The organism is Streptomyces sp. NPDC002896, assembly GCF_040295225.1.
GTDB lineage: Bacteria > Actinomycetota > Actinomycetes > Streptomycetales > Streptomycetaceae > Streptomyces.
The window spans coordinates 469,262-491,369 of the sequence record NZ_JBEOVA010000001.1; the positions used below are offsets into that span (position 1 = coordinate 469,262).

Below are 22,108 nucleotides of genomic sequence, written 5' to 3' on the forward strand. Positions count from 1 at the left end.
CGTGGTGGCGTCCACGCCGGTGGTGGTGCTCTGGCCCTGACCCCGGCCGGTGACGACGACTACTACGACAAGAAGGACGACTACGGCAAGGACGACAAGAAGGACGACTACGGCAAGGACGACAAGAAGGACGACTACGGCAAGAAGGAGCACGACAAGGGCTACGACAAGCCCAAGGGCGGAGTCCACGCCGGCGGCGGCGGTCTCGCTCAGTCCGGAAGCAGCATCGCAGCGGGTTCCGCGCTGCTGCTCGCCGGCATCGGCGCCGGCACGTACATCCTGCGGCGCCGCAACGCCTCGGGTGTTGCATAGGCCTGATTCAGGCCATAGGCCTGATTCAGGCACCCTCGCCAGTCGCTGCGCTGTCGCGGTCGCCCTCGGAGGGCGGCCGCGGCCGCGGCTTTTCACTCGGACCGCTCTCGCGGCCCCCGCCTCACCGCCGCCCGTTCATGAAAGGCACCGTTCCATGGCCGCCCCGCAGTCGCCCGAGCCGAACAAGCCCCGGACCGCGCTTGCATCCCGTACCCTCGTCCGCGCCATGCTGTGGCCCGTAGCAGCAGTGGTGCTGGGCGCTCTGCTCATCCACAACTCCCTGGAGCCGCCCGCGGATCTGAAGCCGCAGGCCCGGCCCTCGGCGATCGCCTCCGCCACGCCCAGCCCGTCCAGCACGCTCAGCAAGCCGAAACCGAGTCCCTCTGCCACCGGTCCAGTACTGCCCCGCTCGGTGCCCAAGCAGATCTCGATCCCAGCGATCTCCGTCGATGCGCCGTTCACGTCGTTGTCCCTCGCCGCCGACGGGCGGCTCAACCCGCCGCCCGTGAACAACGACAATCTCGTCGGCTGGTACAAGGGCGGTGCGTCACCCGGCGAACGCGGCGCGTCGATCGTCGTGGGCCACGTCGACACCAAGACCGGTCCGGCGGTGTTCATGGGGCTCAGCGAGCTCCAGCCCGGAAACAGGGTCGACATCACGCGCACGGACGGCAGCGTCGCGCATTTCAAGGTCGACTCCGTCGAGACCTTCAGCAAGGCGGAGTTCCCCAACGACCGGGTCTACGACGACACTCCCGACCCGGAACTGCGCCTCATCACCTGCGGCGGCGACTACAACAGGGTGGCCCAGGACTACGAGGACAACGTGGTCGTGTTCGCCCACCTCGACTCCGTCAAGCGCGCCTGAGTCCCGGCCGGTTCCAGGCTGTCCGACCCACGGGTGCCCGTCGTATCTCCGGCGGGCACCCGGCGCATGCTCGGCTCGAGGAGCCTGCGCCGCCGGTCACCTGCCGTCGGTCACTTGAGGTTGTTCGCCAGCCGTCGGTCACTTGAGGTCGTTCGCGTCGATGTAGCCCGAATCGATGAGGACGTCCTTGTAGTTCCCCTTGTCGACGCTCACCGGCTTGATGAGGTACGCCGGGACGACCTTCTTGCCGTTGTCGTACGACGTGGTGTCGTTGATCATCGGCTTGCGGTGGTGGAGCACCGCGTTGACCATGCTCGCGGCGACCAGGGCGAGGTCGCGGGTGTCCTTGTAGATGGTCTGGGACTGCTCCCCGTCCTTGATGGACTGGACCGAGGGGGTCTCGGCGTCCTGGCCCGTGACGATGGGCAGGGGCTTCGTGGCGGTTCCGTAACCCTGCTTCTTCAGCGCGTTGATGATGCCGATGGACATGCCGTCGTACGGCGAGAGGACGGCGTCCACGCGACTGTTGGCGTACGTTGAGCCGAGCACCCTGGTCATACGTTTCTGCGCGGTGGCGCCGTCCCAGCGGAGGGTGGTGACCTTCTTGAACTCGGTCTCCCCGGACTTCACGACGAGTTCCTTGTCGTCGATGTAGGGCTTCAGGACGCGCATCGAACCGTCCCAGAAGAAGCGGGCGTTGTTGTCGTCGGGGGAGCCGGCGAACAGTTCGATGTTGAGGGGGGTCTTCGCGGTGCCGTTGACCAGTCCGAGGTGTTCCGCGATGTACGTCGCCTGGAGTTCGCCGACCTGCGCGTTGTCGAAGGTGGCGTAGTAGTCGACGTCGGGGGTGCCCAGGATCAGCCGGTCGTAGGCGATGACCGGGATGTTGGCGGCTGCGGCCTTCTTCAGGACGTCGGTGAGCGAACGCCCGTCGACCGAGGCGATCACCAGGGCGTCGACTCCCTGGTCGATCATCGACTCTATCTGTGCGACCTGGGTCTTCGGGTCGTTGTCGGCGTACCTCAGCTTGCTCTCGTAGCCGTACTCCTTGAGCTCGTTGACCATGTTGTTGCCGTCGTCTATCCACCGCTGCGACACCTTCGTGGGCATCGCTATGCCGACGGTCGCGCCCTCGCTGCTGGCTGCGTCGCTGTCCGAGCCGCAGGCGGTGAGAGTGAGGGAGAGAACCGACGCGGCGATGGCCGCAGCGAGCGGAGTGCGGGCGCGCATGCTGATCGTCCCTTACAGATATGGAGAGGCAGTCTGTGGAGCGTGGCTTTTCGAGGAGTGCGGTGAGTGCGGGAGTTCGGCGGTTCGGGGAGTGCGGCAGTACGGGGAGTTCGATGCGGGGCCGTGCTGAGTCCCCGCGCCAGAGGACCGGCACCGTACCGAATCAGTGCGTGCGGCTCGTACGTCCGGTGATCGCCGCCCCTGTGACCGGTGCCTGGATGCGGGGAACCATCCAGGAGCGGCCGTCTCACCGGATCTCGGTGAGGCGTTGGAGCGTCGGACCGGACGGTGTGTGCGTCAAGCCGGCACTCGACTGATCCCGCACAGAGACAAGGCCGGGTTGACCGTGCCCCGCCAGCGAGGCCCTCGGGTGTGGAGTGGCGGGCAGCCTACCTCAGACACACACATTCACCACAGCCCCCTCGGTGACCTCCGTATACATCACCAAACCGACCGGCCGGAAGGTTCGCCGGCCGACGCCCGTCGAGGCCGCCGCGCTCGACCGCACGGAGGCTGCGGCGAGGCCGGGTTGACGGATGTTCGACCCGGGCTGTGACCTGCTCGGCCGTCGGCCACCGCTGGTGCCTCATGTCGCACACGGCCGGCTTCCCTGACCCGTTGTACTCTCGCGGCCTGACCAACACCACGGAGATCATCAACCCTTCGCGTGGCGGCTGCCGGACGCCCTCCGGGGGAGGGACGCACCATGCCGGCAGGAGAGCCGGAAGAGAAGCCCGAACAAGAGCGGGAAGAGAAGCCCGAAGAAGGCGGCGACGGTGGAACCGCCCCGGAGGGTGGATCCGGCGGGGCCACAGGGGACAGCCGCGGTCTCTTCGCCGCCCTCTCCCGGGGGTTCGTCCTCTGCGGGACGCGCTTCCTGTCGCTGCTCTACGAGGGACTGCAGGCGGCGGGCTCCATCTGGGTGCACCCACCGCCCCCCGAAGTCCCCTCACCGGAGCCGCCGCGGCACATGCTCGACGCCCCGCCCGACGGACACCCGGAACGGCTGTGTCCCCAAACGCCCCTGTCGCCCGACGAGATCGACATCTGGGCGCGTCTCTACACCGATCCCTGATCCGCTGGTCGCGGTGCCGATTCTGGAGAGCGGCTCCAGTGTCACCTTCGGTCATCTCGGTCAGCCTCAGCTCCGACGCCTGATGGAGGATCACCGCGGTTCTCCTGTGCGGTCAGCTGCGTAGGAAGTAAAGGATCGTCGTGGTCCCTGCGGTGGTCAGGAGGAGGCCCCGCAGCAGCCAGGCGGGGAGACGGCGTGCCAGGTGGGCGCCGCCGAAGCCGCCCACCGCCGCACCGACCAGCATGGTCGCGAGGATCAGCGGGGAGCCCAGGGCGTCCGAGGTGATGAGGAGCAGCGCGGTCGCGGCGACGTAGATGGCCGCGAGCTGGGTGACCCGCATCGGGTTGCTGACCGCGGCGTCGAGGCCGAGGCCGACGCTCCACAGCGCCAGCATCATGATGCCTACGGCACCGCCGAAGTATCCGCCGTAGATGGCGAGCAAGAACTGGCCGATCAGGACGGCCCGCGAACTCATGCCGACCGGGCGGCCGAGCGCTCCGCTCAGCGCGCGGGACAGGCGGCCCCCGAAGGCGAGGAGCAGCGTGGCGAAGGCGAGCAGCCACGGCACAGCGGCCTCGAACAAGGCCGCCGGCAGCGCCAGCATGAGCCCGGCGCCGACGCTGCTCCCGGCCATGCTGATCGCCGTCAGCGCCCTGGTGGACGCCCCTCCGAGCGGGATGATCTCGCGCCGGTAGACCGACGCGCTGACCACGGCTCCGGGGACCAGGGCAATGGTTGACGACGCGTTCGCCGTCACGGGAGGCAGGCCGACCGCGATCAGAGCGGGCAGCGCCACGAACTTGCCGCCACCACCGATGGCGTTCAGCACTCCGGCACCAGCACCGGCCAACAGGACGAGCATCATCTCGGGCACCTGCCGAGGATCACCCCCGTGGCCGCGGGCCCACAATGCGTAATCGGTGTACTCAGCCTAAGGCTGCGCCATAGGCTCATGAGGGTGCGCTATGACTTGGACGATCTGCGGCTCTTCCTGGACATCGTGGCGGAGGGGTCGATCACGGCGGGCGCTCGCCGGATGCACCTGAGCCTGCCTTCGGCCAGTGCCAGGGTGCGCTCGCTCGAGCACCACGCCGGGGTGGCACTGCTGATCCGCGGCCGACGGGGAGTCCGGCCCACCCCGGCCGGGACGACGTTGGCCCGGCACGCGCGCGAGGTCCTCGCCCAGACGGCGCGGCTCGAGAGCGCCGTCGCGAGCTATAGCCGGTCCCCGACCGCTCCACTGATCCTGCTGGGCGGCGGCTCTGCGATGCATCGACTCGTGCCGCAGGCTCTGGTCTCGTTCCTCAGGGCGCACCCGGACGTCGACGTCACGGTTTCCGAGAGCCGCACCCCGCAGACTGTGCGGATGCTCGCCGACGGCGAGGCGGACCTGGGAGTCGTTCTGGACGACGAGGCCCACGACTGCGGCCTGCACATGGAGCCCCTCGGCGACGACTCCCTCGTTGTGATCGGCCAGGCCGGCGGGATTCTCGCCGGCCGAACCGCGTTGACCTACAGCGAGGTCGCCGAGCACCCTCTCGTCGGGCTCGACGCCGACTCCTCGCTGCGACGCTGGATCGAGAAGCACCTCGGTCCACACGCTCCGGTCGTGCGATACCGCACCAGCGTTGCAACCTCAACGTCCTCGTCGCCCTCGCGGCCGCCGGCGTCGGGCTCGCCGTCGTACCACGCCGCGCCATCGACCCAAGCCGGCCACTCGACGTGTGCGAACTACAGGAGCCCTGGGCGCGCCGCCAGCATCTGCTGGCCTGGGGCGTCAAGGACCGCGTCTCGTCGACGGCCACCGCGGCGCTTGCAGAACACCTGCGCCACGCGGCACTCTCCGAGCCTTCCTCCCGCAACGCATCTGAGGCATTCTGAGGCTTGTTGGTGAGTTGACCTGGGCAAACGGCCAGGACATGGCCTCGTTGAGCTCGGCCGCTTTCACCGTGATTCCCCGCTGTTCCCCGCTCGATCTGGTGCGGTTGTGGTGCGGGCCGAGCGGCGTACGGTCGGGGGACGCCATGGTCGTAGGGCGGTTGTCAGTGCCCATGGCTAGGGTCCCAGACGCGCGGTCGGCTTCCGAGGTGTCCAGCTCTGTAGAGCAGCTGCGTCCCCGGCTTTGTCTGGGGGCGGCCCGGGACCAACCCGGGACCTAACCAACGGTCGGGCTTCGTCGATGGCCAAGAGTGAGACCTGCCAGCGCCGGCCGCGCACCAATCACTGCCGTACGCCGAGGGCAAGCGCACGCTTTCCAACTGTGGTGGTGGGGCGGTGTGCAGGGGCGTCACCTGGGTTCATGGGCGGCTGGGCGTCGGCGCTGGGACGGCTTTGTCGTCTGAACGGCGCTGAACGAGACGGGGCTAGAGGCCGCGCAGTGCCTCGGAGAGGTCGCCGTAGGCGCTCCAGCAGGTGACGCTGCCGTCGTCGTTCAGACTGCCCATGTACCAGTCGTCATCGTTGACGGCTTTCACCAGGCAGAGCCCGTGGAATCCCAAGACGATCTCGGGGTGGAGCCGCTCGCCTTGTGCCGGCCCGCCTGTCACGACTCGATCGGTGTCGAGAGGTGTGGCCTCCCAGTCGCCGGAGACCTTACGGATCTCCTCCAGGGTCCAACCTGCCGGGAGCTGCCTGCCTGCCATCCAATGATGATGACAGCCACCGTACGCGCCGAGTGCGGCACGGCTTCTCAGAGCACCTTTAGGAGTTCGAGCGCGGGCGCTCTGGAGGCGCCTCACCACAGAGGCGCCTCACCACAGAGGGGCACGGTCATGCCTGACTGCCCTGGACCGCTGGTGTTCCTCGACGTTGATGTCAGCCGTGGATGTCACCCACGTCCGTTGAGGGCGTCCGCGAGGGCCTGGGCTTGGCTTGGTGTGATGCCGAGGGCGAGCGGTATGTGGCGGGGGCTGTAGGACGACGCGCACACGGCGATCGGGCTGTCAGTAGTCACGGTCCAGTGGGGTTCACTATCGGGCTCCTGCTCGCCGACCAGAACTGTTGCCAACTCGTCAGCTACGTCAGAACGTATGCCACAGTGGGCCAGCGCTTGCGCCACCATGTGGCGGGCTTCGGGGGGCATGTCGGCATCGCCGAGCATCGGTAGTAGGAGCAGAAGGCGCTGTGAGCCATCGGTCAGACCTTCACTGCTGTGCTGCGTGGCCTCAGTGAGTATGGCGAGCTCCGTCCACGACAAGCCGGGGCCGGCCTCGTCAGCGCCGCACTGGCCGAGGTAACCAAGTCGTCCCCACTCGGGGTGGCGCACGAAGAAGTCGACGTTGTTCACGTCGTGAAAGTTGGCATACACAACGTAAGCGGTATGCCCACCTGTGAAGGGGACGCGCAGCACAGGCCAGAGTTCTTCAGGGTCACCGAGGCGCTCCACCATCTCCTCGTAGACCGACGCGTCCACCCCGTAGCGTTCTGGATCCTCGCTCGGATCGCCCACGGTCAACATGAGGTGCGCGAGCCAGAAGGCGGGCTCCCGCGCGAGATCCTCGCCTGCTACCAGCTCGCAGTCCTCGAGATATTCGGGGATGTGCACCGTGAGAGCCATGCGCGGAGCGTACTCGCCGTCATCGCGTTCCCATCCGTGAGGGCCCGGAGCACCGTCCCGCCCGACACCGGGCTGGGCGCGGACAACACCGCCTTAAGGAGTGAGGCGGGGCGTCGAGTCAGTGACCTGCGGCTTCATTGGCCGAGCTGGCGGGTCCGGGTGCACCCGTCAACCCCCTTGTTGACCGTTGCTGACCCTGCATCTGGCACGGCTGCGGCACGGCGACCTCTTCGTCCCGAAGCAACTCGGGTGGGCGCTCGACCTTGGGCTGCCGTGCCTCTCACCTGCTGGGATGGTCCGCAGACGTGCGCGGTTGTCTGCCGCTGTTCGTCGGCGTTGTCACGCAGTTAGACACTCACGCGCCCCCTCGATGCGAACTATGGGCAAGGCGGTCGTTGAGGTCTCGCGGGCTGGTCAGGACGTCGGTGTTGTCGGTGGCGGGTACTAACGTGCCCGCAGCGTCCCGTTGATCTTTGTACGCTTGAGGAGCCACGATGCCCGGAGACACACCCGAGCTGCCTGCGAAGGATCTGCGCACACTGATACCGGAGTACGCGGGCCTTGCCCGGGAAACCACCCTCCTCAACCCGGAGCCCGGCGAACCTGGCGTGCGGGAGAGTTCGCTGGGAGGCGAGCTGCTGTGGCCCGCGGACGAGCCGTGGCCGTACTGCGCGCAGGAAGACCACTGGACGTACGGGTCCGACTGGCGCAACCGCACCGAGATTGTCCCGGGCGCGGTGCCGATGGTGCCGATCCTCCAGCTGTTCGCCCAGGATGTGCCGGGGTTGAAGTTCCCGGAGGGAAAGGATCTGCTACAGCTGGTGTGGTGCGCGCTGATACATGAGCAGGATCCCGGGCCGGTGATGCCGCAGCTGTACTGGCGCAACGAGGCGGAGGTCGTGGCTGGAGGGCTGCTGTCCGAGATCCCCGGGGTGAGCGAGGGGGAGTACGACGAGGACCACATGCCGGAACCGTCCACGTTGTCCCCGACTACCGCGGAGGACTTTCCGAGGTGGCTTGATCTACCCAAGGACATGTGGGAGACCTGGGAACCTCGTCTCCGGTTGCCGACAGGCCGCTCCACGTGGCCACCCGACTCCAACATCATCGGGACGAAGGTCGGCGGCTGGCCCGCCTGGACGCAGCCTGCCGACTGGCCGAACTGCGAGAGCGGACACCGCATGGAGCACCTTCTGACCATCACCGGCGACATACAGTTGGGCGACTGCGGTGGCGTCTACTTCTTCCATTGCCGCCAGTGCCCCGGCCTCCCGTGGGACTGGCGCTTCGACTGCCACTGACAGCTGAGGTCGGTGGAGTCTTAATGGGCGAGTCAAGCGCCGGTGGGTGCGCTCAGTAGCCGACGGAGTGACGCGCCGGGTCTCCGACCTGCGGTCGCCTAACCGATCAACGCTGTGACCTGTGGCTGAGCCGTCAACGGTTGTCAGCGTTGATCGCCGTTGAGCACCCTCGCACGGCCCCACGACGGCCCGAGACGCCCGTCATGCGGTTGCCGACGGTGCGCGACTGATCCGGGACCTTGGTTGGAGGTCAAGGCTGCGATGCCCCGGCAGCAATCTCGAATCCGGAGGACTCGTCCCACGGAACCGCCCTCCAGAGGCTGACCACTGCGGCCCAAATACGATTCACCAGACCCCAGTCGGGGTCGTTCCCACTGAGGGTGACGATGGCAAGCAGGTCGCATCCCCAAATGCCCTGCTCGTCGTTGGGCGATGCGGCGATCACAGACTCTGCGATCTCGGCAACGCCCACGTGTACTTCAAGGGTTAGCAGGTCCGCGACTGGCATGTCACCGTCGCTACTCCCGGTGCCGAGCTTGAACGCGGCCACCGAATCGTCGAACGGCCCCAGCGACTCGCCCACTAGACGTTCGCCGCTCTCCAATAGGCAGTCCAGCAGGCGATCAAGCGCCTCGTCCCCTCTCTCCTCTCCAGAGCGGCAGAAGAAGCTGAGCTGGTAGGCCACGATTCCCCAATCGTCCGCGCTTGCTCGGATGCTGTTTCCACCGCGCCATCATGCACCCGGCGCCTGCGTTCGCGGTCGGTGGAGTCTCAATGGCCGAGTCAGGCCGCCGACGCCGGGTCTACGGCAAGACCTGGGAGGAAGCGCGGAAGAAGCTCACGGAGATGCTGGCCAAGAGCGATCAAGGCATCCCGGCGGCCGACACGACCGAGAGCCTGGGCACGTATCTCACGTACTGGCTTGAGCACGTCGTCCAGCACAAGGTCAGGGCCTCGACGGTCTACAGCTACAGCAAGTGCGTGAACGCGTACATCATCCCCAGACTGGGGAAGAAGAAGCTCGCCCGGCTCTCGGCCAAAGACGTGCGGCTCTTCCTCGACTGGGCCCGACAGGCGTGCCAGTGCTGCGCACAGGGCCGCGACGCTGCCCGTCCCTCCACGCCGTGCTGCGCAACGCGCTCCAGCACGCGGTCCGCGAAGAGCTGGTACAGCGCAACGTGGCCAAGCTGGTGCAGGTCCAGACCCCGCGGTACCGGGTCGGGCGCGGCCTCTCCGCCGCTGAAGCGAAGAAGCTCCTCGTCGACGTGCGAGGCGACCGGCTGTACGCCGCGTACGTGCTCGCGCTGAACCTCGGCCTCCGTCGTGGTGAACTGCTCGGCCTCCACTGGTCGGACGTGGACCTCGACGGCGGAGCGCTGGAGATCCGAACTGCTCTCCAGCGGGTCAATGGGGAGCTGACGCTGACCGCGCCCAAGACGCGCCGCTCGGAGCGCCCCGTACCGCTGCCGTCCGTCTGTGTCGACGCTCTACGGGAGCACCGCGAGCGGCAGAGGGCAGCTCCGCTGGCGACGATTGGCAGGACACCGGGCTCGTCTTCACAACGCGCCGTGGTACTCCGATCGAGCCGAGGAATCTGAACCGGCACTTCTACCCCATCCGTGAGCGGCTGGGCCTGCCAGTCCGCTTACACGATCTCCGGCACACGTGCGTCACGCTGCTGCTCGGCCTCGGCGTGCCGCCGCACATCGTGCGCGACATCGTGGGGCACAGTGCACTGGACGTGACCATGAACATCTACGCGCACGCCGACATGACCGAGAAGCGGGAGGCGCTGAACAAGCTCGGGAACCTTCTGGCCGACGAGTGACGCGGCCGTTGCCGTCAGGGTTGCCGTCAGACGCGCGAAACGCCCTGGAGGAGATTCCCCCTCCGGGGCGTTTTTGCTGCTCAGACGGGGCGCCCCCGGCAGGACTCGAACCTGCGGCCAAGCGCTTAGAAGGCGCCTGCTCTATCCACTGAGCTACGGGGGCCGGGTGGTGGCCGGTGCCTGGGGCCCTGGGTGGGGCTGATCCGGGACCTTGCCGGGGACAAGGATAGGGCTCCTGGTTCCTTGTCTCGCGTGCTTCCCCTCCGCGGTTCAATGTGGAGGTTCAGTGAAGCGGTCCCGATAATCGCAGGCAGGTACGAATCCTGCATCGCTTTTGGCGTCTCACGCCCCGGGTGTTGTGCACTCGTTATGCCTCCGCCCCACTGACCCCTTCCGTCCCGCGTGTCTGATCGGCGCGCAGAGGCACCCATATGCTTCAGAAAGGCTCCAAAATTGGGCATTCTTCGCATGTGGTGACCTTCGACGTACGGCCTCAGCTGCTCGGCGCACTCTCTGTCCTGCGCGACCGTGTCGCCGCCACGCGCTTTCCGCTGCCCGTGGCGGGCGCGGCACGCGCGCGTGCCAACCGGGACGAACTGCTGGCGCAGCTCGACGACTACCTGGTGCCCCGCCTCAAGGAACCCGAAGCACCGCTGCTCGCGGTGATCGGCGGATCGACGGGGGCCGGCAAGTCGACCCTCGTCAACTCCCTCGTGGGGCGCCAGGTCAGCGAGGCGGGGGTGCTGCGGCCCACGACACGTACACCGGTGCTGGTCTGCCATCCGGACGATCAGCACTGGTTCAGCGGGAAGCGCGTGCTGCCCCACCTGGCGCGAGTGCGGGCGCCGAAGCAGGAAACGTGGCGGGGCAGACGGCCGCCCCTCAGGCCCGGGGGGCGGGCGCTGCGGATCGAGACCGCCGACACGCTGCCGCCCGGCCTCGCGCTCCTCGACGCGCCCGACGTCGACTCCCTCGTGGCCGAGAACCGGCTCCTCGCCGCCGAGCTGATCTGCGCCGCCGACGTGTGGGTCATGGTCACCACCGCCGCCCGGTACGCCGACGCCGTGCCGTGGCATCTGCTGCGTACCGCCAAGGAGCACAACGTCACGCTCGTCACCGTGCTCGACCGGGTGCCGCACCAGGTCGCCACGGAGGTGTCCCGGCAGTACGCGGCGCTGCTCACGAAGGCGGGGCTCGGCGACGCACCCCGGTTCACCGTGCCCGAGCTGCCCGAGTCCGCGGAGAGCGGCGGGCTGCTGCCCAGCACCGCCGTGGCCCCGCTGCGCGCATGGCTCACCCACCGCGCACACGACACCGGAGCCCGCCGCCAGGCCATCGTCCGTACCGCCAACGGTGTCATGAACTCGCTGCGTGCACGGACGCCCGAGCTCGCCGGCGCCGTCGCCGCCCAGCACGCGGCCGCACTGCGGCTCATCGCCGCTGTCGACGAGGCGTACGAAGAAGAGCACGCGCGCGTGCGGGGCCGTCTGCAGGCCGGGGCCGTGCTCGCGGGGGACGCCCTCAAGCGCTGGCGGAGCTACCCGCTGGACTGCAGCCCGGAGGAACTGCTCGACGCGCTCGTCGAGAGCCTCGTAACGCTGCTGCTGAACGCGGTGGCGGCGGCCGACGAGCGCGTCGACGAGGCATGGCGGCACGAACCCGGCGGCCTCGCTCCGGGGCTGACGGTCCGTGCCCCGGGCCTGGAGAGCGCCGAACACCGGATCGGCATGGCCGTACGACGGTGGCGGCGCGTCCTCGAGGAGTACGCGGAGGACGAAGTGCGTGCCCTCGACGCTGCATCGGATGTGCGGCGGCCGCCGCGTGGCGGCGCGCCGGACCCGGAGGCCGTCGCCGCGCTGCTCGCCACCGCGCTGCTGGGCGGGCGCCGGGCCCGCTCGGCGGGCGAGAACCTGGCCGAGCGCATCGGCGCACACGGTGCACTCCGGCTCCGCGACCGGGGCGGAAACCTGCTCACCAGCTACCTGGACAAGGTGCTCAGCGTCGAGCGAGAACGGCGACTCGCCCCGCTCGACGCCCTCGGAGTGCACCCCGAACCCCAGGCCGAACTCATTGCCGCGCTGTCCGTCATGCAGAAGGAGAGGTGACCGCGGTGACCGCTGTCACTGACCACAGGGATCACTCCGACCCCACCGGCGGATCGGGCAGGGCTCGCGGCTCGGGCCCGTCCGGCGCAGGGGGGTCCGGCACATCAGGAGCAGATGGCGGACCCGACGCGAGCAGTGGTTCCCGAGCGCCCGGTGGCGACACCGGGCACGCGCACGTGGAGGACGAAGACGGCCAGAGCGGAGAGCACGCGCGCGGTGGCCGGCGGCCGGACGGGGAGACCGACGGCGGCTGGGACGACGGGTTCATCGCTCGGCGCGTGTCCGAAGCGGGCGATGCCGGCGCCCACGGCGGAGCGGAGACCCAGCGCGGAGCCGACGCCCGGACGGGGTCGTTCGCGCCGGGCAGCACCCTGTACGACACGGAGCTGCGGCCCCGGCTCGACTCACTGCGCGAGCTCATCGGACTGTCCCGCACCCGGCTCGACAGGAGGACGCTCGCCGAGGCGGGCCGGGTCCTGGACGAGGCCGCCGCCCGGCGCAGACTGTCCGACGAGCACACCGTGGTCGCCATCGCAGGGGCCACGGGCAGCGGAAAGTCGTCGCTGTTCAACGCCCTGGCCGGGGTCGCCATCTCGGAGGCCGGGGTGCGCAGGCCGACCACCGCGGCCCCCGTCGCGTGCAGCTGGACGGACGGCGCGGCAGGGCTCCTCGACCGGCTCGCCATCCCCATGCGGCTGCGCCGCAGGCCCGCGCAGAGCCCGGACGGGGAGGCGCAGCTGCGCGGCCTCGTCCTGATCGACCTGCCCGACCACGACTCGGCCGTCGCCGCCCACCGTGAACAGGTCGACCGCATCCTCGCGCTCGTCGACGCGGTGATCTGGGTCGTCGACCCCGAGAAGTACGCCGACGCCATGCTGCACGAGCGCTATCTGCGGCCTCTGGCAGGGCACGCGGAGGTCACCTTCGTCGTGCTCAACCAGGTGGACCGGCTGCCGGGCGACGCCGCCGACCAGGTGCTCGACGATCTGCGGCGGCTGCTCGACGAGGACGGCATCGCGCTCGGGGAGTACGGCGAGCCCGGCGCGACGGTGCTCGCGCTGTCCGCGCTGACGGGCGAGGGGGTCGGCGAACTGCGCGACGCACTCGACCAGTTCGTGACGGAGCGGGGCGCCCCAGTCCGTCGTATCTCCGCGGACCTGGACGCCGCGGCGGCACGCCTGCGGCCCCTCTACGCGGCGGAGCGGCGCCCCGGGCTCACCGAGGCGGCACGCGAGGAGTTCGCCGAGCAGCTCGCGGAGGCGGTGGGCGCGGAGGCTGCCGGGGAGGCCGCGGAGCGGGCCTGGACCCGCAACGCGAACAAGGCGTGCGGCACACCGTGGCTGCGGCTGTGGCGGTGGTACCAGGCCCGGAGCGAGCCTGTCGCGCTGCGGCCCCGACCGGGTCCGCCGGCGCCGGTGGACGAGGAGGCGGCGGCACGCCAGCGCGTCGAGCAGGCGGTACGCACGGTGGCGGACAAGGCGGTGCACGGGCTGCCCGCACCGTGGGCGCAGGCCGTACGCGAGGCCGCCACACGCGGCGCGCAGGGGCTGCCCGAGGCGCTCGACGAGGTGGCGGTGGCCGCCGGAGTGCCTGCGGGGCACCGGCCGCCGCGGCCCGGCTGGTGGCCGCTCGCCGTGCTCGTCCAAGCATCGATGACGCTCGTCCAGATCATCGGCGGGCTGTGGCTGCTGGCGCAGGTCATCGGGGTCTGCCCGCCCAACCTGGGCGTTCCGGTGCTGCTCATGTCGGCGGGCATCGTGGGCGGCCCGTGCGTCGAACGGGCCTGCGGGGTGGCGGTGCGCGGGCCGGCACGGCGGTACGGAGCGGAAGCGGAACGGCGCCTGAGAGAGGCGGCCGCCGCCTCCGGCAGGGCTCGCGTGCTGGATCCGGTGTCCGCAGAGCTGCTGCGGTACCAGGAGGTGCGCGAGAAGTACGTGGATGTCATCGGGGTCGGGCGGGCCGGAGGAGTGACGAAGTTGTCCACAACCAGCGGGTAACCCACAGGTCTCAGCGAGCCCGGTCCGGCGGGGGCACTCTGACGGGGAGTCGGACATGCAAAGGGAGGGGTTCGGAAATGAACGAGACCATGGTGACCGTAGTGGGGAACGTGGCGACGACACCGGTGTTCCGGGAGTTGCCGACCGGGTCGGTGGCGCGCTTCCGGCTGGCGGTGACGGCACGCCACCGGGACCGTGTGAAGGAGAACTGGGTCGACGGGCACACCAATTTCTTCACGGTGTGCGCGTGGCGGTCGCTCGGCGCCAATGTGATGGCGTCCGTGAACGTCGGCGACCCCGTCATCGTGCAGGGCAGGCTGAAGGTGCGTCACCAGGAGCGGGACGGCGGCCAGCAATGGATGTCGGCCGACATCGACGCGCTGGCGATCGGCCATGACATGTCACGGGGCACCTCGGACTTTCGCCGCGGAGGGAAACGCGAGGCGGCGCAGGCGGCACACGGCGTGACGGCACAGAGTGAGGCGGTGTCGCAAGGGGAGCGGAGCCCGACAGAGGGCAGGGGGGAGCCGGCCTTCGCCGCGGGCACCGGTGCGGTGCCCGCGCCCGAGCCGGTCTTCGAGGCAGAGGACCAACTCACGCCGCAACCTGCCTCGGTGACGTAGCGTCACCTGTTTTCGATCACGGCGTGGAGCCGCCCCGGCCGGCGATAACGATTCCGAGTCGGATCGGTTATCCGATGACATCACTAGGGATCATGGTGCGCCGCGTTCATAGGATGCCCGGCATAGCCCACGGGGCATTTGATTCTGCTGGCGGGACCAACCCCCCATGTCAACGGGTCCCGCCTGGAGGGGAATTCTGTGTTTTCTGCGTTCTCTGTCCACAGACGAGGTCTCGTCCGCCTCGCCACCGCGGCCCTCGCACCGGGTCTCGTCGCCGTCGGTGCGATCGTCGCGGCGGCCCCGGCCGTCGCGGACGACGTCCCGCAGCACAAGGGCGGTGCGACCGCCACCCTGAGCGGGCTGAAGGTCTACGGCCAGGCAGTCATCCACGGCAGCGGCGAAGAGCAGGAAGAACAGCGAGTCCCCGCAGGCCTCTTCGAGATGTCCGTCGACAACGGCGGCACCCTGCAGACGTACTGCATAGACATCCAGAACCCCACACAGAAGGACGCCAAGTACCAGGAGGCCCCCTGGAGCGGCACATCACTGGGCGACAACCCGGATGCGGGCAGGATCCGCTGGATCCTGGAGAACTCCTACCCGCAGGTCAACAACCTCGCCGAGCTGGCCAGGAAGGCGGGGGCCCGGGGCCTCAGCGAGCAGGACGCGGCGGCCGGTACGCAGGTCGCGATCTGGCGGTACTCGGACGACGCGGACGTGGACGCGGTCGACCCGGACGCCGAGAAGCTGGCGGACTATCTGCAGAAGAGCGCCCGGAACCTCGCGGAGCCGAAGGCCTCGCTGACCCTCGACCCGCCCGCCGTCTCCGGGCACCCCGGCGAGAGGCTCGGCCCGGTCACCGTGCGGACCAACGCAAGCCGCGTCGGGGTGACCCCGCCGGCGGACTCCGCGACGAGCGGAGTGAAGATCGTCGACAAGAACGGCAAGTCCGTGACGTCTGCGTCCGACGGCACCCAGCTGTACTTCGAGGTCCCCAAGAACGCCCCCGACGGCTCGGCCGCGCTGCAGCTGCAGGCGTCGACCACCGTGCCGGTCGGCCGCGCCTTCGCCTCCGAGAACCGCAGCCAGACACAGATCCTCGCCGGCTCCAGCGAGTCGACGGTCTCCGCCACGGCGACCGCCGACTGGGCGAAGTCAGGTGCGATACCGGCGGTCTCGGCCGAGAAGAACTGCGCGAAGAGCGGCGTGGACATCACGGTGAGCAACGAGGGCGACGAGGCCTTCACGTTCCGGCTGATGGGCGTCGAGCACAGCATTGCGGCAGGGCAGTCGCAGACGGTGACCATACCGCTGCAGGAGGACCAGGCGTACGACTTCACGATCAAGGGGCCGAACGGCCTCGAGAAGCGGATCAAGGGCGTGCTGGACTGCCGGACCGAGAGTGCAGCGGGCGGTGAGGCGGTGCAGGCGGCCTCCGCGCCCAGCCCGGCATCGGCCGGCGGCACCTCAGGCGGCACCGACCTCGCGGAGACCGGCAGCTCCAGCGCCACGCCGTGGATCGCGGGGACAGCGGTGGCCCTGGTCGTCATCGGCGGTGCGGCGGTGTTCCTGGTACGGAAGAAGAAGGCTCCGACCGAGGAGTGAACCCAGGAGTGACCCGGCGAGCGAACCGGCGAGCGAACCGAGCGGCGATCCCGTCCGGAACGTGAAGTGAGGGCCGGGAAACTCTGGGTGACCCGTCGGCCCGGAGACCCCGGCGTGCCCCTTGGCGCCGGGGGTCCCGGGGTCATCGGACGTCCGGCCCCGGCGTATCCGGTTTCCGTCGAGCGGCGGCAGTACGGCAAGATGGGTGTATCTGCCCACTCCCAGATCCAGATGCCGGACGGTTTCTCTTGGCTGAGTTCATTTACACCATGCGCAAGGCGCGTAAAGCGCACGGCGACAAGGTGATCCTCGACGACGTCACCCTGAACTTCCTGCCCGGCGCGAAGATCGGCGTGGTCGGGCCGAACGGTGCCGGTAAGTCGACCGTGCTGAAGATCATGGCGGGCCTGGAGCAGCCGTCGAACGGTGACGCCTACCTGTCTCCCGGCTACAGCGTCGGCATCCTGATGCAGGAGCCCACGCTGAACGAGGAGAAGACCGTCCTGGAGAACGTCCAGGAGGGTGTCGCCGAGATCAAGGGCAAGCTCGACCGGTTCAACGAGATCGCCGAGCAGATGGCGACCGAGTACACCGACGCGCTGATGGAGGAGATGGGCAAGCTCCAGGAGGACCTCGACCACGCCAACGCGTGGGACCTGGACTCCCAGCTGGAGCAGGCCATGGACGCTTTGGGCTGCCCGCCCGGCGACTGGCAGGTCACCACCCTCTCCGGTGGTGAGAAGCGCCGCGTCGCCCTGTGCAAGCTTCTGCTCGAGCAGCCCGACCTGCTGCTGCTCGACGAGCCCACCAACCACCTCGACGCCGAGTCCGTGAACTGGCTGGAGCAGCACCTCGCCAAGTACCCGGGCACCGTCGTGGCGATCACCCACGACCGGTACTTCCTGGACAACGTCGCCGAGTGGATCCTCGAGCTCGACCGCGGCCGCGCCTACCCGTACGAGGGCAACTACTCCACGTACCTGGAGACCAAGCAGACCCGTCTGAAGGTCGAGGGGCAGAAGGACGCCAAGCGTGCGAAGCGTCTGAAGGAAGAGCTCGAGTGGGTGCGGTCCAACGCCAAGGGCCGGCAGGCGAAGTCCAAGGCGCGTCTGGCCCGCTATGAGGAGATGGCCGCCGAGGCCGACAAGATGCGGAAGCTGGACTTCGAAGAGATCCAGATTCCGCCGGGCCCGCGTCTGGGCAGCATCGTCGTCGAGGTCGAGAACCTGAGCAAGGCGTTCGGCGACAAGGTCCTCGTCGACGACCTGAGCTTCTCGCTGCCGCGCAACGGCATCGTCGGTGTCATCGGCCCGAACGGCGCCGGCAAGACCACGCTGTTCAAGATGATCCAGGGCTTCGAGCAGCCGGACTCCGGTTCGATCAAGGTCGGCGACACGGTCAAGATCTCCTACGTCGACCAGACCCGCGCCAACATCGACCCGAAGAAGACGCTGTGGGCCGTCGTCTCCGACGAGCTGGACTACATCAACGTCGGCCAGGTCGAGATGCCGTCCCGGGCGTACGTGTCGGCGTTCGGCTTCAAGGGCCCGGACCAGCAGAAGCCGGCCGGGGTCCTCTCCGGTGGTGAGCGCAACCGCCTCAACCTGGCGCTGACCCTCAAGCAGGGCGGCAACCTGCTGCTCCTCGACGAGCCGACCAACGACCTCGACGTCGAGACGCTGTCCTCGCTGGAGAACGCGCTGCTTGAGTTCCCGGGCTGTGCGGTCGTCGTCTCCCACGACCGGTGGTTCCTGGACCGCGTGGCGACGCACATCCTGGCCTACGAGGGCAACTCGAAGTGGTTCTGGTTCGAGGGCAACTTCGAGTCGTACGAGAAGAACAAGATCGAGCGGCTCGGCCCGGACGCCGCGCGTCCGCACCGCGCCACCTACAAGAAGCTGACGCGAGGCTGAGGCGCCCGTGGCCCGTCACATCTACAGCTGCCCCCTGCGCTGGTCGGACATGGACGCCTTCGGGCACGTCAACAACGTGGTCTTCCTCCGCTATCTGGAGGAGGCGCGGATCGACTTCATGTTCCGGCTGGCGCCGGGGGACGGCAGTCCTTCGTTCTCGGGCGGTTCGGTCGTGGCGCGCCATGAGATCGACTACGTACGGCCGCTGGTGCACCGGCACGAGCCGGTGACCGTCGAATCATGGGTGACGAAGATCAACGCCGCGTCGCTCACCATTGCGTACGAGGTCAAGGACCCCGACCAGGTGTACGTGCGGGCCTCGACCGTCGTGGTGCCGTACAACCTCGAGGCACAGCGGCCGAGGCGGATCACCGCCGAGGAGAAGACGTACCTGGAGCAGTACCTGGAGGGTGACAAGTCGGAGGCGCTCGCTGCATGACGGCGCCACCGACGCTGTACTTCGCCGATGCCGGGGAGGCGGCGGACCTTGCCGCCTTCCTGGCCCGGCTGATCCACTACGACCGCGCGGCCGCCGTGCGCATCCAGGCGTCCGGGAACACGCTCGCGGTCTTCGGGCAGCCGCCGTCGTTCGAGGTCCTCGCGATCCGCACGGCACGGCTCGCGAAGCCGTACGAGGACGAGGGCGACGGCACTCTCGACGCCACCGTCTCGGCGGGTGAACTCCTCGAATCGGTCGATGAGAAGGCCGGCAGCGCCAGGGTGCCGGCGAGCGTCACCGGCCCGCCCTGGGCGGGGCTGCTCCCGCCCCGCGGCGGCTGGCGGCAGGAGCCGGGGCTGCCCGCGCCGGACGCCATCCGCTCGACGGTGGCCGGGGCGGTCGCCGAATTCCGCGCCCGCGTGGAGGAGTTGGCGCCCGGGCAGCGGACTCGTGCCGAACTCGACCGCATCGGCCGTGAGATCTGGTCGCGGCCGCTGGGCGACACGCATCTCCCCGTACGGGCCGCCCATGCCGCGCAGGCACTGGGCTTCCTGCGTCCCGTCCGCGCCGGCGCGACCACAGCGGCCACGGCAATGGCAGCGCCCGACGAGGCGCAGCAGTTGGCGCTGCTCTCGTCGGGCGCATGGCTCAGGCTGCGTACGCCTTACGGGTCGATCGCGGTGCGCAGGGCGGCGGGACTCGGGACGCTGAACGTCAGCGTGCGCTGAGCGCGGGCTGTGCCGTCGCGCACAGGCTGCGTTACGGCCGCAGGTCGCTTCTCGTCCGTTGCCCGCCCCGCGCCCTACACCAGCGGCCAGAGCGCCGCGGTGAGACCGAAACCGATCAGGCCCATCGTCGTGGTGAGCACGGTCCAGGTGCGCAGACCGCTGGCCACGTCGAGGCCGGTGAGCTTGGTGAACATCCAGTAGCCCGCGTCGTTGATGTGTGAGACGGCGAGGCCGCCCGCGCCGATCGCCAGAGCAACCAGCGACAGCTGACCGGTGGACAGGTGGGCCCGTTCGAGGAGCGGGGTGAGGATGCCCGCAGTGGTGATCAGCGCCACCGTCGTGGAGCCCTGCGCGGCCCGCAGGGCAAGCGCCATCAGGAAGGCGAGGAAGAGAGCGGGCAGCCCCGTCTTCTCCAGTACGTCGGCGATCGCGTCGCCGATGCCGCTCGCCACCAGGACCTTGCCGAAGACGCCACCCGCGCCCGCCACCAGGATCACCATCGCCACGGACGGCAGGGCAGAGCCCATGACGCTCGCGATGTGCGCCCGGTCCCAGCCGCGGCGCGCGCCCAGGAAATACGCACACAGGGCGAGGTCGATCAGGAGCGCGACCATCGGGGCGCCGAGCACGGTGAGCACGGCGCGCGCGAGGCTGCCCTCGGAGAGGACGTTCTGGCCGATCGTTCCGAGGAGGATCAGCAGGATCGGGGTGACGATCAGGGTCAGGACCATGCCGAAGGAGGGTGCGGGGCGGACGTCCTCCGCCGGTGCCTCCACGACCGCCTGGGACGGCTTGGTGAGCACGGCGGTCCCGTGGCCGTCGTCCGACGGTGCCGACGCCGGCCCGGATGCCTGACCCGGCCCGGAGGTGTCCGCGGCGTCCGGCTGCTCCCCGTACACCTCGGCGTACACGGCGGGGTCCATCGGGTACTCGCGGCGGGTCATACGGCGCGACACCAGGTAGCCGAGCAGGATCACGACCGCCGTGATCGGGATGCCCATCAGCAGCACCAGGCCCTGGTCGGCGCCGATCGCCTCGGTCACGGCGACCGCACCCGGGTGCGGCGGCAGGAAGGCGTGCACGGTGAGCATCGCGGCGCCCATCGGCAGCGCGTAGACGAGCAGCGGCTTGCGTGATGCGCGCGCTACCCCGTACGCGATGGGCATCAGGATGATCAGGCCCACCTCGAAGAAGACCGGGATGCCGAGGAGGAATCCGGCGACGGTCAGCGCGAGCGGGGTGCGCCTGGAGCCGAACCGGTCGATGAGCGAGTGCGCGAACGACCGGGCGCCGCCGGAGAGTTCGATGATCCGGCCGATCATCGCGCCCAGGGCGATGATGGTCGCGATGTGGCCGAGGGTGGAGCCCATGCCCTCCTCGATGGTCTTCACCAGGTCGGCGGCCGGTACGCCGGCGGCGAGCGCGACACCGATGGAGACGACGACGAGGGCGACGAACGGCTGGACCTTGGCGCGCAGGATGAGCAGAAGGAGCGTGGCGACGCCGACGACGGCTATCAGGAGGAGGGTGCTGTGACTCATCGGCCCGCTCCGCTTCTGTTCGGGGTGGTGGCGGTGGTGTCGGGGGTTGCGGCGGTGTCCTTCGGGGACAGGACGGTGACCACGGAGGAGTCGTCGTGGGCGCCGAGGCCAGCGCGTTCGCCGAGCAGATAGAGCTGCTGGGCGGCGGCCGCGAGCGGCACCGGGACACGGACGTCCTTCGCGATGCCCGTGACAATGCCCATGTCCTTCACGAAGATGTCGAGCCGGGACTTCACCTCGGGGTCGGGGCCGTCCTCGTACGTCTCGACCATGCGCGGGCCGCGGTCGGCGAACATGAACGATCCGGCGGCGCCGTGCCGCAGGCTCTCCACGACCGCGCCAGGCTCCAGTCCGAGGCCGCGCGCGAGCGCGATCGCCTCGGCGGCGGCCGCGATGTGCACGCCCGCGAGCAGCTGGTTGATCGCCTTGAGCGCCTGCCCGTCGCCGGGGCGGGCGCCCACGACGGTGAGAGTCGAGGCAAGGAGGTCCAGGACCGGCTGGGCGGTGGCGAGCGCCTTGTCCTCGGCGCCGACGACGATCAGCAGATCGCCGTTGCCGGCGCGGACGGGGCCGCCGCTGACGGGGGCGTCGACGGTGAGGACGCCCTGCGTGGCGAGACGGTCCGCGGTGGCGCGGGCCGCGTCCGGGCCGACGGTGCTGGTCAGGACGACCACGGCGCCGGGGCGGAGAGTCGACGCGGCCCCGTCCTCGCCGAACAGGGCGCCTTCGACCTGTGCCTGGTCGCGTACGGCGAGCAGGACCACGTCGGCTTCGCGGGCGGCCTCGGCGGGTGATGCGGCGTCGGTGCCGCCGTCGGCCGCGATCAGGGCGCGGCGGTCGGGGGCGATGTCGTAGACGGATACGGGGAGGCGGGCGGCCAGGCGGCGGGCCATGGGGAGGCCCATGGCGCCGAGGCCGATTACGGCGGTGCGGGGATGGGGAGCGGGGGTCATTTTTGGGGTGCCCTTCGGGGACGGGTGGGGATGG

General features: G+C 69.4%; 19 protein-coding genes, 1 tRNA gene and 3 pseudogenes. 15 read left to right on the forward strand and 8 right to left on the reverse strand.

Translation table 11 applies throughout. The annotated features are described in order from the left end of the window. Together ABT009_RS01915 and ABT009_RS01920 are read left to right on the forward strand one after the other, a co-directional pair. A partial coding sequence (locus tag ABT009_RS01915; protein ID WP_502989795.1) for a GVDTG sorting domain-containing protein occupies nucleotides 1-312 on the forward strand: 312 nt, incomplete at its 5' end. Nucleotides 313-466: 154 nt separating this feature from the next. After that, on the forward strand, nucleotides 467-1,180 hold the full coding sequence (locus ABT009_RS01920; protein WP_351288422.1) for a class F sortase: 714 nt from the start codon (nucleotides 467-469) through the stop codon (nucleotides 1,178-1,180). Nucleotides 1,181-1,318: 138 nt separating this feature from the next. On the opposite strand, the gene chvE is transcribed toward ABT009_RS01920, so the two are convergent. Further along, nucleotides 1,319-2,410 (reverse strand): multiple monosaccharide ABC transporter substrate-binding protein, encoded by a 1,092-nt coding sequence (gene chvE / locus ABT009_RS01925; RefSeq protein WP_351288424.1) that lies wholly within the window; start codon nucleotides 2,408-2,410, stop codon nucleotides 1,319-1,321. A 706-nt stretch (nucleotides 2,411-3,116) separates the two neighbouring features. On the opposite strand from chvE, the gene ABT009_RS01930 reads away from it, so the two are divergent. Then, nucleotides 3,117-3,485, forward strand: a complete 369-nt coding sequence (locus tag ABT009_RS01930; protein ID WP_351288426.1) for a DUF6059 family protein — start codon at nucleotides 3,117-3,119, stop codon at nucleotides 3,483-3,485. Between the two features lie 112 nt (nucleotides 3,486-3,597). Here the strand turns inward: ABT009_RS01930 and ABT009_RS01935 are convergent, their stop codons facing one another. Then, nucleotides 3,598-4,350, reverse strand: coding sequence for a sulfite exporter TauE/SafE family protein (locus tag ABT009_RS01935; RefSeq protein WP_502989801.1), 753 nt, complete (start codon nucleotides 4,348-4,350; stop codon nucleotides 3,598-3,600). Nucleotides 4,351-4,443: 93 nt separating this feature from the next. Here ABT009_RS01935 and ABT009_RS01940 point away from each other — a divergent pair. Beyond that, nucleotides 4,444-5,366: pseudogene (locus ABT009_RS01940) on the forward strand (LysR family transcriptional regulator). 482 nt (nucleotides 5,367-5,848) lie between these two features. Here ABT009_RS01940 and ABT009_RS01945 read toward each other — a convergent pair. Continuing rightward, nucleotides 5,849-6,127: a hypothetical protein gene (locus ABT009_RS01945; RefSeq protein WP_351288430.1), complete on the reverse strand. Its 279-nt coding sequence runs from the start codon at nucleotides 6,125-6,127 to the stop codon at nucleotides 5,849-5,851. A gap of 185 nt (nucleotides 6,128-6,312) precedes the next feature. Then, nucleotides 6,313-7,041 (reverse strand): hypothetical protein, encoded by a 729-nt coding sequence (locus ABT009_RS01950; protein ID WP_351288432.1) that lies wholly within the window; start codon nucleotides 7,039-7,041, stop codon nucleotides 6,313-6,315. A gap of 494 nt (nucleotides 7,042-7,535) precedes the next feature. On the opposite strand from ABT009_RS01950, the gene ABT009_RS01955 reads away from it, so the two are divergent. Beyond that, a complete protein-coding gene (locus tag ABT009_RS01955; protein ID WP_351288434.1) occupies nucleotides 7,536-8,342 on the forward strand; it encodes a DUF1963 domain-containing protein in 807 nt (268 codons plus the stop codon). Nucleotides 8,343-8,592: 250 nt separating this feature from the next. On the opposite strand, the gene ABT009_RS01960 is transcribed toward ABT009_RS01955, so the two are convergent. Next, nucleotides 8,593-9,027: a hypothetical protein gene (locus tag ABT009_RS01960; protein WP_351288436.1), complete on the reverse strand. Its 435-nt coding sequence runs from the start codon at nucleotides 9,025-9,027 to the stop codon at nucleotides 8,593-8,595. A 161-nt stretch (nucleotides 9,028-9,188) separates the two neighbouring features. On the opposite strand from ABT009_RS01960, the pseudogene ABT009_RS01965 reads away from it, so the two are divergent. The 3 genes and pseudogenes from ABT009_RS01965 to ABT009_RS01975 form a co-directional block, all read left to right on the forward strand. Continuing rightward, a pseudogene (locus tag ABT009_RS01965) lies at nucleotides 9,189-9,338 on the forward strand (site-specific integrase); the annotation flags it as partial. 86 nt (nucleotides 9,339-9,424) lie between these two features. Beyond that, a complete protein-coding gene (locus tag ABT009_RS01970) occupies nucleotides 9,425-9,940 on the forward strand; it encodes a site-specific integrase (RefSeq protein ID WP_351288625.1) in 516 nt (171 codons plus the stop codon). Continuing rightward, nucleotides 9,937-10,059 (forward strand): annotated as a pseudogene (locus ABT009_RS01975) (site-specific integrase); the annotation flags it as partial. The gene ABT009_RS01970 and the pseudogene ABT009_RS01975, both read left to right, overlap by 4 nt. 201 nt (nucleotides 10,060-10,260) lie before the next feature. On the opposite strand, the gene ABT009_RS01985 reads toward ABT009_RS01975, so the two are convergent. Next, nucleotides 10,261-10,333: transfer RNA gene (locus ABT009_RS01985), tRNA-Arg, on the reverse strand. A gap of 307 nt (nucleotides 10,334-10,640) precedes the next feature. On the opposite strand from ABT009_RS01985, the gene ABT009_RS01990 reads away from it, so the two are divergent. The 7 genes from ABT009_RS01990 to ABT009_RS02020 all read left to right on the forward strand — a co-directional run bounded on the left by ABT009_RS01990 (nucleotide 10,641) and on the right by ABT009_RS02020 (nucleotide 19,580). Then, nucleotides 10,641-12,275, forward strand: coding sequence for a dynamin family protein (locus tag ABT009_RS01990; RefSeq protein ID WP_351288440.1), 1,635 nt, complete (start codon nucleotides 10,641-10,643; stop codon nucleotides 12,273-12,275). Further along, nucleotides 12,272-14,272 (forward strand): YfjP family GTPase, encoded by a 2,001-nt coding sequence (locus ABT009_RS01995; protein ID WP_502989796.1) that lies wholly within the window; start codon nucleotides 12,272-12,274, stop codon nucleotides 14,270-14,272. Before ABT009_RS01990 ends, ABT009_RS01995 begins: the two co-directional genes overlap by 4 nt. A gap of 77 nt (nucleotides 14,273-14,349) precedes the next feature. Further along, nucleotides 14,350-14,895: a single-stranded DNA-binding protein gene (locus ABT009_RS02000; protein ID WP_351288444.1), complete on the forward strand. Its 546-nt coding sequence runs from the start codon at nucleotides 14,350-14,352 to the stop codon at nucleotides 14,893-14,895. A gap of 198 nt (nucleotides 14,896-15,093) precedes the next feature. Beyond that, nucleotides 15,094-16,500: an LAETG motif-containing sortase-dependent surface protein gene (locus ABT009_RS02005; protein WP_351288446.1), complete on the forward strand. Its 1,407-nt coding sequence runs from the start codon at nucleotides 15,094-15,096 to the stop codon at nucleotides 16,498-16,500. Between the two features lie 248 nt (nucleotides 16,501-16,748). Next, nucleotides 16,749-18,413, forward strand: a complete 1,665-nt coding sequence (gene ettA, locus ABT009_RS02010; RefSeq protein ID WP_351288448.1) for an energy-dependent translational throttle protein EttA — start codon at nucleotides 16,749-16,751, stop codon at nucleotides 18,411-18,413. 7 nt (nucleotides 18,414-18,420) lie between these two features. Next, complete coding sequence (locus tag ABT009_RS02015) at nucleotides 18,421-18,852, forward strand: acyl-CoA thioesterase (protein ID WP_351288450.1); 432 nt, start codon at nucleotides 18,421-18,423, stop codon at nucleotides 18,850-18,852. After that, on the forward strand, nucleotides 18,849-19,580 hold the full coding sequence (locus tag ABT009_RS02020) for a DUF8185 domain-containing protein (protein ID WP_351288452.1): 732 nt from the start codon (nucleotides 18,849-18,851) through the stop codon (nucleotides 19,578-19,580). Before ABT009_RS02015 ends, ABT009_RS02020 begins: the two co-directional genes overlap by 4 nt. A 74-nt stretch (nucleotides 19,581-19,654) precedes the next feature. Here ABT009_RS02020 and ABT009_RS02025 read toward each other — a convergent pair whose 3' ends face one another. Further along, nucleotides 19,655-21,121 (reverse strand): GntT/GntP/DsdX family permease, encoded by a 1,467-nt coding sequence (locus ABT009_RS02025; protein ID WP_351288454.1) that lies wholly within the window; start codon nucleotides 21,119-21,121, stop codon nucleotides 19,655-19,657. Further along, complete coding sequence (locus ABT009_RS02030) at nucleotides 21,118-22,074, reverse strand: NAD(P)-dependent oxidoreductase (RefSeq protein ID WP_351288456.1); 957 nt, start codon at nucleotides 22,072-22,074, stop codon at nucleotides 21,118-21,120. Before ABT009_RS02030 ends, ABT009_RS02025 begins: the two co-directional genes overlap by 4 nt. Nucleotides 22,075-22,108 lie beyond the last annotated feature (34 nt).

What these genes read in the sequence shown, in the direction of transcription:
- ABT009_RS01920 (WP_351288422.1), top strand. Translation starts at nt 467, where the DNA reads ATGGCCGCCCCGCAGTCGCCCGAGCCGAACAAGCCCCGGACCGCGCTT.
- chvE (WP_351288424.1), bottom strand. Translation starts at nt 2,410, where the DNA reads ATGCGCGCCCGCACTCCGCTCGCTGCGGCCATCGCCGCGTCGGTTCTC.
- ABT009_RS01930 (WP_351288426.1), top strand. Translation starts at nt 3,117, where the DNA reads ATGCCGGCAGGAGAGCCGGAAGAGAAGCCCGAACAAGAGCGGGAAGAG.
- ABT009_RS01935 (WP_502989801.1), bottom strand. Translation starts at nt 4,350, where the DNA reads ATGATGCTCGTCCTGTTGGCCGGTGCTGGTGCCGGAGTGCTGAACGCC.
- ABT009_RS01945 (WP_351288430.1), bottom strand. Translation starts at nt 6,127, where the DNA reads ATGGCAGGCAGGCAGCTCCCGGCAGGTTGGACCCTGGAGGAGATCCGT.
- ABT009_RS01950 (WP_351288432.1), bottom strand. Translation starts at nt 7,041, where the DNA reads ATGGCTCTCACGGTGCACATCCCCGAATATCTCGAGGACTGCGAGCTG.
- ABT009_RS01955 (WP_351288434.1), top strand. Translation starts at nt 7,536, where the DNA reads ATGCCCGGAGACACACCCGAGCTGCCTGCGAAGGATCTGCGCACACTG.
- ABT009_RS02000 (WP_351288444.1), top strand. Translation starts at nt 14,350, where the DNA reads ATGAACGAGACCATGGTGACCGTAGTGGGGAACGTGGCGACGACACCG.
- ABT009_RS02020 (WP_351288452.1), top strand. Translation starts at nt 18,849, where the DNA reads ATGACGGCGCCACCGACGCTGTACTTCGCCGATGCCGGGGAGGCGGCG.
- ABT009_RS02025 (WP_351288454.1), bottom strand. Translation starts at nt 21,121, where the DNA reads ATGAGTCACAGCACCCTCCTCCTGATAGCCGTCGTCGGCGTCGCCACG.
- ABT009_RS02030 (WP_351288456.1), bottom strand. Translation starts at nt 22,074, where the DNA reads ATGACCCCCGCTCCCCATCCCCGCACCGCCGTAATCGGCCTCGGCGCC.